This window comes from Bifidobacterium amazonense (assembly GCF_018555435.2).
Classification (GTDB): Bacteria; Actinomycetota; Actinomycetes; order Actinomycetales; family Bifidobacteriaceae; genus Bifidobacterium; species Bifidobacterium amazonense.
This window is the reverse complement of record NZ_JAFEJT020000006.1, coordinates 77999-90083: the sequence shown is the minus strand read 5'-3', so window position 1 is coordinate 90083 and position 12085 is coordinate 77999. Positions and strand designations below refer to the sequence as shown.

Here is a 12085-nt window from a genome sequence, read left to right as displayed (position 1 = left end):
GAGCCGATTCGGCTCGCCGAGTCTGAGAAGGCCGTCGCCGCGCGCGGCGGCCTTTCTCATATCATCGCGCCAATCCAGCCAACCAAAGGGATCATCATGGGTTTTCATACGTTCGCATCGCCGTACGACTGGTCACGCATCGCCGGCTACAAACGCACCGCAAAAGCCGCGTTCGGCGGCATGATCGACCTATCCGTCGGCTCGCCGGTCGACCCGGTGCCCGACTCGGTGCGTCGCGCGCTGACCGACGCGGCGAACGATCCGAACGCGTACGGATATCCCGCGACCATCGGCACCGCCGACCTGCGTACGGCGATCGACGACTGGTTCCGCGACTGCCGCGGCGTCGACCTGGCCGCCGTCGGCGCGGCCGTCGTGCCGACCGTCGGTTCGAAGGAGGCCGTCGCGCTCATGGCGTCGCTGCTGCACCTCGGCGACGGCGACGTGGTCGTCCAGCCGGCCGTCTCCTATCCGACGTACGAGATCGGCACGCAGCTCGCCGGCGCGCGCACGCTCAAGGTTGCGAACGTTGCCGACGTGGACTCGTGGCGCGACGTGCCCGGCGTGCGCGCGATCTGGGTCAACTCGCCGTGCAACCCGACCGGCGAGACGCTGACGGCCGCGCAGATGGCCGCGATCGTTACGGCCGCGCGTGCGATCGGCGCGGTCGTGCTGTCCGACGAATGCTATGCGCTGATGACGTGGGGGAGCGCGGACGCCGCCCGGCGCGCGGATGGCGCGACGGCCGGGCTGGACGGCATCGTACCGGCGCAGTGCGCGCTCGCCGACGACGTGTGCGGCGGGACGGCCGACGGCGTGCTCGTGCTGTATTCGCTCAGCAAGCAGAGCAACATGGCCGGCTACCGCACCGCGTTCATCGCCGGCGACGCCTCGCTCGTCACGCCGATGATCGACTACCGCAAGCAGATCGGCCAGATCATCCCCGGCCCCGTGCAGGCCGCGATGGCCGCCGGACTGCGCGACCACGCGTCCGTGCGTGCGCAGCACGACCGTTACCGCGACCGGCTCGGCACGCTCGTGAGCGCGCTGCGCGCCTACGGATACGCGACCAACATGCCCGACGGCGCGCTGTACGTGTGGGTGAAGGCCAAGTCCGGCGACTGCTGGAAGGACATGGCCGCGCTCGCCGAAATCGGCATCATCGCCAGCCCGGGCGAATTCTACGGCGCGCCCGGATACCTGCGCTTCTCCGCCACCGCCTCCGACCGGGCCATCGCGGACGCGGCGGAGCGGCTCGCGCGCTGAATCTTACGGCCTGCTGCCTGGGCCGCTACAGGCCGAGGCTGGCGGCCTTGACACCGTATTTTCGGCGCACGGCGTCGAGCGCCTGCTCGGCCTCGCGAAGGCGGGTCGCCTTGGTGGGAGCCGGGGCTGCGGCGTCATCGGCGTCCGCCTCCTCGAGCAGATCGTCGAGCGTGGGCTGGATCACCGCGCCGGCGGCCTCCACAAGACCGCTGGCGCTCATGCCGGCCAGGCGAATCTCGCGAGACAGCGAAATATCCTCGCCGGCAGCGGGCGGCACGTCCATCATCGCGCGCAGCAACGCCACGCACTGCGGATACAGCGCACTCGCCGTATCCACGGGCTTCTCCATCGTGTGCGCCTTCGTCATATACGTCAGATCGGCGAACCGCAGCTTGACCGTCACCGTGCGCGCCATCAGACCGCGCCGGCGCAACGTGGACGCCACGTCGTCGCACGCCCACCGCAGCAGTCCGCACACGCGGCGCATGTCTCGCGTATCCTCGTCGAACGTGCGTTCCGCGCCGACCGACTTCTCCTGCGCGCGCGGCGCGACGACGCGCTCGTCCAATCCGCGTGAGGCCAAATACAATCCGTGCGCGAGCGTCGCGGACCCGCCGCACGCGCGCACCAGCGCGTCCTCGCCCATCGCGGCCAGATCGGCCACCGAATTCACGCCCCACGCGACCAGCCGCTTCTCCAACGCCGGGCCGATGCCGGGAATGCCGCGCAACGGCATCATCTGCACGAACTCGGCATGCCGGGACACGGGAATCAGCAGCATGCCGTCCGGCTTCGCGTTCGTGGACGCCATCTTCGCGACGAGCTTGTTCGCGGCGATGCCCACCGAACAGGTGACGTGGTAGCGCGAGGCGACCTCGCGGCGCATCCACGCGCCGATCGCGCTCGGACGATCCCACCGCAGCAACGCGGCGGACACGTCCATATAGCATTCGTCCACCGACACCTGCTCGATGCGGTCGGTCACGCGTGAGAACACCTCGTCGAAGATGCGGTGCGACATCATGCGGTAGTACTTCATGTCGACCGGCAGGAACACGCCGTTCGGGCACAACTGGCGCGCGCGGGCCGACGCCATCGCCGAATTGACGCCGTAGCGGCGCGCCTCGTAGCTCGCCGCGGACACCACCGATCGCGGGCCGGTGCCGATGATGACGGGCTGGCCCCTGAGCTCCGGGTGACGCGCCACCTCGAGCGAAGCGTAGAACGCGTCCATGTCGATGTGCAGCACAGTGCATCCGGTCTCGTCGTGCCCCCAATCTCGCTTGGCGGCGGCCAGCCTCGGTGCAGTGCTCATGCCATTACCATACAGGATGCTTAGAACAAACGTTCGATTCGCGTGTCGTGGGGGAGTCGAGGGGGTGGGTGCCGTTGGTGGTGCCGTTGGTGGTGTTGCGGTCGTGCCGCGGGTTCGCCGTCCGGAAGCGCCCACGGTCCCGTCCCGAGCCAAATTCCCGCCCGTCCGCGATGCGCTGCCGCTCGCCGAGTAGGCTGGAACCTCGTGAAGAAAGCAATTCTGGACCTGCTCAACCGGGTGCCGGTGTTCGTCGTCGTGATGGGCGAGGCCGTGATGATCTACCTCGCCACCGCCATCGCCAAAGTCGCGTTCACCCAGCTCGACCCGCTGTACGCCGTGTGGTACCGCGTCGGATTCATGACGCTGATGATGCTCGCCTGGCGGCGGCCGTGGCGCGCCGCCAAACGCGCCGCCCTGCCGCACGACGCGCGCGGCTGGGCCGTGGTGGCCGGCTGTGGACTCGCCGTGGCGCTGATGAACACGATGTTCTACGTGGCGATCAGCAACATGGACATGGGCATCGCCGTGGCGATCGAATTCATCGGACCGCTGAGCGTGGCCGTGATCACCGGCCGCAGCTGGCGCGAACGGCTCGGCATCGTCATCGCCGCATGCGGCGTCGTACTGCTGGCCGGCGTCTCGCTCGCCGGAGCCGGCGGCGGACGGTTCCTGATCGGCCTGATCGCCGTGCTGGTCGGCGGATCGATGTGGGGCGTCTACATCGTGCTTGGCCGGCGGATCGCCGCGCGCGGCAACTCGCTCGACAACCTGTGCGTCGCCATCGGCATCGGCTGGCTAGCGCAGACGGTCTTCCTCGGCCCCGGCGCGATCGAACACGTCATCCATCCCAAGGCGAGCGCGACGTGGGCGGCCGCGCCCGGCGGCGCGTGGAAGCTGCTCGGCCTGCTGCTGCTCATCGCCACGTTCGCGTCGTTCATCCCGTACATGACCGACCAGATCGTCATGCGGCGCACCACATCCGGCGCGTTCTCCGTCATGCAGTCGATCAACCCGGCCGTCGCGGTCGGCATCGGACTTGCGTTCGGCGAGATCCCGAGCGTGTGGGAGTGCGTTGGCGTGGCGCTGGTGATCGTCGCCGTGATCGTCACGTTCTCGGGGGATCAGGCGCCGGCGAAGTAACTGCCGAAGTAGCTGCATGTGGAATGATTTCCTGCGATTTTCGTGTCGCCCGGTGTTTTGTCCGGCGGGAGATGGTACAGTTACATGCTGTTGCGCCGCTGAGCGGCAAAACAGTGGAGTCATGCCTGAGTGGCCGATAGGGGCACCCTGCTAAGGTGTTAGTCGTGTTTAACGGCTCGAGGGTTCGAATCCCTCTGACTCCGCAAGTGAGGGTTTCCGGTACTTCCCGGAAACCCTTTTTTCATGCCAGAAACAGCGGAATAACGCCGATATCAAGCCATTCCGGCGCTCGCCGGCGGTTTGCGCGAAGGTGCGTGACGGCGCGTGATGAAGGGTATGTTGCGGGTACCGTGAGGGGTATCGAAGCCGGTGTGCCGGCATATGTACCCCTCACGGCAGCATGGAGACGACAAATGGTCAGGCAGACGGCGATCAAGCCCAAGGACGTACAACGTTGGTGGGATACGTTCAAACCTGTACGACTCGACACCGATCTGGAAGACCGCCGCAAGCGAAGTCATGCGACAGGGGCGGGCATACGTCCATGTCGGTCGCCAGCGTCTACCAGACCACCGGCGATCACCTGAACGAAGTCATAGACCGCATGGACGCCGCCGTATCTGCGGGCGCCACCACGAACGAACAATCGCAGCCCGAACGATCGACCGAGATGGACGGTCGACAGGCGGACGTGAACACGGACGCCGATAGTGGTGATCTGGTGGCGCTCGCCGGCGTGCTCGCTGCCATGCCGTTAGCCGAGCGTGCGGCCGTGCTGCGTGAGCTGCCGACCGCTCGGCGTGTGACGGTGCTCAGCGTGCTGCCGGACGCGGTGAAGGCCGAGACGTTGACGGATCTGTTGGTGTCTTCGGGGGGGGGGTATCAGTAAACGTATGGTTCCCCTCTGGTGGAGGAGGGGTTTGTTGTAGGGAGAGAGACCTATGGCTCAGCACAGCAGTGGTGTTTTGAAGCGTGACCATGATTTTGATGCGTCCGCCGTCGCGAGGGTGGCGACTGTTGGTGTGGCGTCTTTGGTGGCGGTGGCCACGATGACGCCGGGTGCGGTCGCGGCCGAAACGAATCCGAGTCCGGCCGTTACCGCTGTGGCCGTGGCGGGTGATGATCTGGCGCAGGCCCAGGCCGCCTTGGAGGCTGCGAAGAAGCTGGTTGCGGAGAAGACCGCCGCCCTGGAGGCGGCGAAGAAGCTGACCGTCGATGATCTCAAGGATGATGCCGACGTGAAGGCCGCGGCCGATGCGCTTGCCGAGGCCGAGGCCGGGCGGCAGGCTGCCGAGACGGCTGTTGCCGAGGCACAGCAGGCGTATGACGCGAAGGTCGCCGAGTTGGGCATTGATCCCCAGCAGCTGGCCGCCGCTCAGAAGACCGCGGCGGATACGAAGGCGGCGTACGAAAAAGCGCAGTCGTTGGCGGACGCGAAGGCCGAGGAGGTTGCGGCGGAGGCGGCCAAGGTGGCTGTGCTCGAGCAGGTGAAGCAGTCGGCGGACAAGGCGCTGGCGGATGCGACAGCGAAGGCCGAGGAGGCGAAGAAGGCCGCCGATGAGGCGGAAGCCGCCGCGCAGAAGGCCGGTGCGACCACGGAGGCCGTGGAGGCCGGCCAGCAGAAGGTGAACGAGCTGTACGCCGCATGGCAGGCCGCGGAGAAGGCGTCCACGACGGCCGAGCAGGAGAAGAAGGACGCCCAAAAGGCGGCCGATGCGGCGTCGTCGGCTGCCAGGAAGGCGTCTCGGGAGCTTGCCGACCTGCAGGATCAGCATGAGGCCGCCAAGGCCAAGGCCGATAAAGCCAAGAAGGCTTTGGACGAGGCGAAGGCGTCCGAGAGCCTCGCCACGCTCAAGCAGGCGTATGAGCAGGCGCAGCGGGATTACGAGTCCAAGCAGACCGCTGCCGCCGATGCGAAGACGGAGGCCGAGTCGGCGCGGAAGACCGCCGATGATGCCAAGACGGAGGCCGATAACGCTCAGAAGGCCGCCGATGCCGCCACGGCTGCCATTGCGGATAAGAAGCAGGCCGCGGACACGGCTCAGGCCCAGTTGGACAAGGGGCTGCTTGGCTTCCTTGACGAGAACGGCTCCGAAGCTGCGAAGAACCTGATGAACAACGATAAGACGTTCCAGAAGTGGGTGCAGGACGGTTGGATCAGTTCGGGCGACAGCAGCTCCTTCAGCCTGTCGAATGTACGTAGGAGCCTGTCGTATATTGATGATTTCAATCAGATCCGCAAGGATAACAACTTGCCGGAACTTCAGGTGTCCGACTACCTGATGTTTACCTCTGCCGCCGATAATGAGGCGATCCAGCACAACGGATTCGACCACCCACAAGTCGAAGGTTGGGAGACCGGCGAGAATATCGCAATCACATATCCCGGTAACAGTGCATTTCCGGCTTGGTATGACGATGAAAAGAAAGTCTTTGACGAGTATGCCAGCAAGAATTCTGATCTCGAAGCGCATCGATATGATGCCAGCTACATTGCTACAAATTATCCCACGGTTTATCACGGGATAGAAGGCAATGAACAGGAGACGCAAACTGGCCATTATCTTAATATTGTCAATCGCTCTTATACGACGACCGGTTTTGCGGTTGGCGGTAATGCGGGCGACTATCAATACCACACTCAGAACTTCCTGAGCGAATATTGGGGTGGACACCTGCCCGCCGGCGAGCAGAAGGTGTATGCGACGACTACTGATTTCCTGAATGCGATCAATTCGTGGGAGCAGTCGAAGAAGGATACAGTTGCCGCGTATGCGACTGCGAAGTCGGATGCCGATAAGGCGCAAGCAGAGGCGAAGTCGCTCGCCGAGACGGCTTCGCAGAAGCAGCAGGCCGCTGACGAGGCGGTCGCCGCGCAGGAGAAGGCCGAGCAGGCGGTTGCCGATCAGTTGAAGGTGGTCGAGTCGGCGAAGAAGGCGTATGAGGATGCTGCCGCGGGCAAGCCGGTGGATCCGCCGTCGCCGGAGGAGATCGCCAAGCTGCAGCAGGCGTATGACGAGGCCGCGGCCGCCGAGGCGAAGCTGGCGGATGAGGTGAAGGCGAAGTCGGAGGAGTCCACGAAACTGAACGACGCGTCGACCGCGGCGAGCAAGACGCTGGCCGACAAGACCGTCGCGGCCAATGCCGCGGCGGAGGCTGCGACGAAGGCGGATAACGAGTGGAGTGACGCGAACAACGCGCTCGTGGAGCTTTCGTATCTGCGTAACGTGGCCGATGCGTTGACGGCCGATTACCAGAAGGCCGCGGCCGCCGAGGCGAAGGCGGAGTCGAATGCGAAGCTTGCCGCTGATGCGTTGGCCGCGGGCAATGACATGCTTGCGGCGTTGCGTAAGGAGCAGGCTGTGCTACAGGCCGATGCCGACGGGAAGAAGGCTGTGTGGCAGGAGGCTGATGCGGCGTATGCGAAGCTGGTGGAGGCTTCGGGTAGTGAGGATGTGCTGAATCTGAAGAAGGCTTTGGATGAGGCGAACGCGAAGCTGGAGGCCGCAAGGCAGGGTCAGCAGGCCGCGCAGAAGGCGTTGGATGATCTGGTCGCGAAGAAGGTGTCCGAGGCGGTGGCCAAGGCCGAGGACGAGTTGCAGGCCGCGGTGAAGGCCGAGGAGGAGGCGCAGAAGAAGGTGGACGAGCTGACGCCGTCGAAGCCGGATCCTGATCCGACTCCGACCCCGGATCCCGATCCGACGCCTACCCCCACGCCGACTCCTACTCCGGAGCCTGAGCCGGCCCCGACGCCGAAGCCTGAGGTGGTGTCGCAGGATGTGTATCGTCTGTACAATCCGCATACCGGCGAGCATTTCTATACGGCGAACGCGGTGGAACGTGACGTGCTGTCGGCCCGTGGCTGGAAGTATGAGGGCGTGGGCTTCAAGGCCGCCAAGGAGAACGGCGTTGAGGTGAAGCGCTACTACCGTGTGGGCGGCAAGCACATGTTCACCACCGACAAGGTTGAGCAGGCGGCGTTGGTGAAGGCCGGCTGGAAGTACGAGGGCGTCGCGTTCCTTGCCCCGGAGGACAGGGATGGGTCGAACGACGTGTATCGTCTGTACAACGCGCATAACGGCGATCATCTGTTCACCGTGAGTAAGGCCGAGAAGACCACGCTCGCCCAGCGTGGCTGGAACGACGAAGGCGTCGGCTACCTCGCCGTCAAGTAGCTTCCAAGGAAAAGAGTGAAGGGCTCCGCGCGTGCTGCGTGGGGCCCTTCGTCATGCCTACCGTGCGGACCGTCCTATCTGATGCGGGTGTTCGGCGGCAAGTCGTTCGACCAGTTCTCGTTGTTCCTGTGGGTTGAGCCATGCGGTGACGCCCATGAACGCGGAGACTGGTAGGAATGGCAGGTCGTTGTCATCCGCCCATTGCCGTTGTTCGCGGTCTTTGCCGGTGAGGGGGCGTTTGAGCATCCGGCGCGTCGCCGCGATGGCATGGCCTCGTTTGCGTGGGTCCGTGATCCGGCGGGCCTGCTGCTCGAGATATTTACGTAGCTGGCGTCGTAGTGCCCAGAACGCTTCCGTGCTCATAGGTAGGTCGGTGTAGTCGGCTTGCCAGGCCGACCGGCGCAAGCCGGTATAAGAAAAGGCCCGACGTTAGCAGCATCGGGCCTTAACGTTGATTACCGGCTTACGCCCCTAACCAACAAAGGTTGCAAGATGAATCATATCGCGATATCCGGCGGTCCGTGACGCGAAGCTGACGCATGTCGGCCGTTCGCGAGGGCGTTGACTACGTAGTAAGCGGAGCCGGAGGTACGCCCTTGTCCGTCCGTCTCCGGGGTTTATTCTACCGGTTTGGCGCGGTGAAACGCCAAGAACGGCGTCTGATTTCTGAGACAAAAATCAAGAAAATGTCACGTCAAACGATTGTTGTGACAATGCATCGCACGCGTCCCGACGACGCGTCACGTACCTGCATCCGGATTGGCGGATCGTGCGCTACTGCATGTCCGCACGACGCACAGCCGCGACATCGCGCGACATGCGATGCCGAGACCGCGCAACGGCCGTGACCGACAAGCCCGTACACGCCGAAACGCGAGGATACAGGAATGTTTCATGGCATGTGCGATGGATGTCGGTAGGCTGGGATGCAAGAAGAAGGGCGGATGCGACGTGCCATGGACGGAACGGACGGATACGCCGCCAGAGAAGAAGATGAGGTGCGTCATGGACCACCGGGAAGCCATACGGCGGACTCAACGACCACATGATCACGATGGACGGTCGATTGATCGGAACGAGCCGGCAAATGATCAAACCGGACGTCCCGCGCATGCGCGTCACGCCATGCGTCGCCGCCGTCCGTCCGTCATCTCGTCGCCGGTCAAGCCGCTGATCGTACTGGCCGTCGCGCTGATCTGCGCGATCGGCTGGGCGGTCGCCGGTCAGGTCAATCGCAACGGCTGGTTCGGTTCCGGCGGCCGGCAGACGCAAGCGCAGCCGCAGTCGCGGACCTCATCGTCGACCGTAAACGGCAACGCGGGTGCCGGCACGGGCGGTTCATCCACGCTGAACAAATCCACGGCCGTACCTACGCCGGTCGCCGAGCATCACGGCAACTCGCCCGACTGCCCCGATACGGACTGCATCTCCATCCTCGTCAACGGCGACCTGCTGTTCCACCCCGGCCTGTGGAACCAGTACGCGGTCAATCCCGCCGCCACCGACGGCACCGCCTTCGACTTCGCCGGCCTGTTCGAACCGATGCGCAAGTACATCGACGCCTCCGACATCGCGATCTGCGAATTCGAGACGCCGATCGCCCGGCGCGGCGGCCCGTACAGCGGCTACCCGGTCTTCAACATCCCGCCCGAAGTCGCCGACGCGGCCGCCAACGTCGGCTACCGCGCCTGCACGCACGCCACCAACCATTCGTGGGACCAGGGCGCGGCCGGCATCGCCCGCCTGTGGGACACGCTCGCGGCCGACGGCATCGCGCAGACCGGCTCGTACAAAACCGAGGAGGACTCGACCAAGCCGCTCGTCATCGACTCTCCCACCGGCGGCGGCAAACTCGGCCTGGTCACCGGAACCGTTTCGCTCAACGGACAGGTGGCCGACCACGACTGGCAGGTCGACCGGTTGCGCGAATCCGGTGATCCGAACCACCGGTCCGACATCGACAAGGCCGTCGCCAAAGCGAAGGCCGCGCGCGAGCAGGGCGCCGACGTGGTCGCCATCGCCATGCATTCGGTGCAGGAGTATCTCGACTACGCCGACTCGTGGCAGCAGTCCGAGGCGCACGAACTTGCCGACACCGGCGCGTTCGACGTGATCTACGGTGCCGGCTGCCACTGCGCGCAGCCGATCGAGAACTACAACGGCACGTGGATCCTCTACGGTCTCGGCAACGCCGTCACCGAATCGGCCGACACGCCGGAGACGATCGTCAACAACCAGGGCGTCACCGCGCGCATCCAGTTCGCTGGCAAACGCGGACGGGCCGGCACGTGGCGCGTCACCCGCATCGACTGGACGCCCAGCGCCAACGAGACGCGTGGCAGGTACCAGTGGTGCTCGCTCGCCGCCGACCATCCCGACGGCACCTGCTGGAGCGAGACGCAGGATGCGGCCGTGCGCGAGCGCATCGCGAACGTCATCTATGCGATGGGCGCGGACCGCAACGTCGTGCGCGAGTGGGACATCACCGCCGAGCGGGCGGCGCGGCAGACGCGACAGTCGGCGAAACAGCAGTCCGGCGAGTAGGCTGAACCGGTATGCAGACCATCCTCAACACCGCGGACGAGCCCGCGCACGATTCGTTCGTCGAGAAGAAGTCCGAGTTCATCGGCGACGCCTGCCACATCGACTCGCTCGACGAGGCGCTCGCGTTTGTCGAAACGATCCGCGAGCGGCATCCGAAATCGCGTCACGTCGCGTATGCGGCGGTGTGCGGCGGTTCGGACGGACGTCTGGTCGAGCGGATGAGCGACGACGGCGAGCCGTCCGGCACGGCCGGCAAGCCGATTCTCGACGTGCTGCGGCAGAACGGGCTGACCGACAGCGTGGTCGCGGTGACCCGGTATTTCGGCGGGATCCTGCTCGGTTCGGGCGGGCTGATCCGCGCGTATTCGACCGGCGCGTCGATCGCGGTCAAGGCGGCACGTCTGGCGCGGATCGTGCCGTGCGCACGGTACGCGGTGCGGCTCGAGTACCCGCAGCTCGCCCAGTTCCAGCGTCTGCTCGCCGACTGCGACGGGCTGGCGGACGACGAGACATACACGGATCGCGTGACGTTGCGTGCCGCGGTGCCGGCCGACCGTGCGGCCGATTTCGAGGCGCGCGTGCGGGAGACGTTCAATGCGGCCGTCGTGCCGGAGCCGCTCGATACGGTGAACCGGCCGGTCGCGTTGTGAACGGCCGCGTCGTTGTGCCCGGCCGCGTTGGGATCGGTCGCGTCCGGGACCGCGGACCGGGTTATGCTGGTGCGCATGAGTGATGAGAACGAAACCGCGGCCCCCGTGGACGCCGGACAGTCCGAAGACCAGCCGCGGCAGGCGGATCAGCCCGATCAGCCCGGTCAGGATGCGCCTTCCCAAGCCGATCCGCACGCCGTGCCGGATGATTTCGAGCCGTTGACCGCCACCTACGAGCGTCTGCGCCATTCCGTCGATTCGGCCGAATTGTCCGAGTTCGCGCGCCGTCCGCTGCCGGACAAGTCGGATCAGGCGGCGTTCTCGCGCGCGACCGCACTGCTCGAGGCCGTGGCCGGCAATCCGCACACGCCGGTCGAGGACCGCATCATGCTCGCCGAGACGATGCCGTTCCCGAACGTGCTGGTCAAACTGTCGGTGGACGCGGACGCGAACGTGCGCAAGGCCGTGGCCGCCAACACGGACGACAAGAACTGGCTGGTGGGCCGGCTCACCAAGGATCCGGTGCCGGAGGTGCGCGACGTCGCGCTGCGCAACAGGCGCACGTCGTGGAAGATGCGGCTCGAGGGTGCCCAGAATGCGGACGTCGACGCGGAAACGCTCGATTTTCTCAGCCGGTTCGGCGTGGAGAGCGAGCCGGACGCGCCGGCCGTGCTCACGTCGATGGTCCGCCGCGCGGTGGCGCTCAATCCGAACACGGCGCCGCAGACCCTGGAGCGGCTGGCGGGAGACCCCGATCCGGTGGTGGCGAAGGCCGCGGCGAAGCGGCGCGGCTGACTGCAAACGCTGGCAGTGACGTAGCGGCGGCCGCCCCGCCGCACGGGCCAGCCCGTCCCCTCCTGCGGACGCCTCGGGCTCCGCGGCGGCCCGCCGCCCGCATCCGCCCCGGAGCCCGCATGGTTCGTCGGGGCGGACGCGGACGAAAGGAACGTGAAGGTTAACATTGGTTTCCGCGCGACTTTTTGCGTGTTTTGAGT

9 protein-coding genes and 1 tRNA gene are annotated in these 12085 nt (G+C 65.7%); 8 read left to right on the top strand and 2 right to left on the bottom strand.

What is annotated here, in order from left to right:
* The first annotated feature begins 96 nt into the window (after positions 1-96).
* A complete protein-coding gene (gene dapC, locus JS533_RS02825; protein ID WP_241513021.1) occupies positions 97-1266 on the top strand; it encodes a succinyldiaminopimelate transaminase in 1170 nt (389 codons plus the stop codon).
* Between the two features lie 25 nt (positions 1267-1291).
* Here dapC and dinB read toward each other — a convergent pair whose 3' ends face one another.
* Positions 1292-2581, bottom strand: a complete 1290-nt coding sequence (gene dinB / locus JS533_RS02820) for a DNA polymerase IV (RefSeq protein WP_241513020.1) — start codon at positions 2579-2581, stop codon at positions 1292-1294.
* Positions 2582-2785: 204 nt separating this feature from the next.
* On the opposite strand from dinB, the gene JS533_RS02815 reads away from it, so the two are divergent.
* The 4 genes from JS533_RS02815 to JS533_RS02800 all read left to right on the top strand — a co-directional run bounded on the left by JS533_RS02815 (position 2786) and on the right by JS533_RS02800 (position 7896).
* Positions 2786-3721, top strand: a complete 936-nt coding sequence (locus JS533_RS02815) for an EamA family transporter (RefSeq protein WP_241513019.1) — start codon at positions 2786-2788, stop codon at positions 3719-3721.
* Positions 3722-3836: 115 nt separating this feature from the next.
* A tRNA-Ser gene (locus JS533_RS02810) sits at positions 3837-3924 on the top strand.
* Between the two features lie 341 nt (positions 3925-4265).
* Complete coding sequence (locus JS533_RS02805) at positions 4266-4610, top strand: hypothetical protein (protein WP_241513018.1); 345 nt, start codon at positions 4266-4268, stop codon at positions 4608-4610.
* A 52-nt stretch (positions 4611-4662) separates the two neighbouring features.
* Positions 4663-7896 (top strand): CAP domain-containing protein, encoded by a 3234-nt coding sequence (locus JS533_RS02800; RefSeq protein ID WP_241513017.1) that lies wholly within the window; start codon positions 4663-4665, stop codon positions 7894-7896.
* A 57-nt stretch (positions 7897-7953) separates the two neighbouring features.
* Here JS533_RS02800 and JS533_RS02795 read toward each other — a convergent pair whose 3' ends face one another.
* Positions 7954-8259, bottom strand: a complete 306-nt coding sequence (locus JS533_RS02795) for a hypothetical protein (protein WP_241513016.1) — start codon at positions 8257-8259, stop codon at positions 7954-7956.
* Between the two features lie 762 nt (positions 8260-9021).
* On the opposite strand from JS533_RS02795, the gene JS533_RS02790 reads away from it, so the two are divergent.
* From JS533_RS02790 to JS533_RS02780, 3 genes are all read left to right on the top strand, one after another.
* Positions 9022-10440 (top strand): CapA family protein, encoded by a 1419-nt coding sequence (locus JS533_RS02790; RefSeq protein WP_241513015.1) that lies wholly within the window; start codon positions 9022-9024, stop codon positions 10438-10440.
* An 11-nt stretch (positions 10441-10451) separates the two neighbouring features.
* Entirely contained in the window at positions 10452-11090 is a 639-nt protein-coding gene (locus JS533_RS02785) for an IMPACT family protein (RefSeq protein WP_241513014.1), read from the top strand.
* 75 nt (positions 11091-11165) lie between these two features.
* Positions 11166-11885 (top strand): AbrB family transcriptional regulator, encoded by a 720-nt coding sequence (locus JS533_RS02780; RefSeq protein WP_241513013.1) that lies wholly within the window; start codon positions 11166-11168, stop codon positions 11883-11885.
* Positions 11886-12085 lie beyond the last annotated feature (200 nt).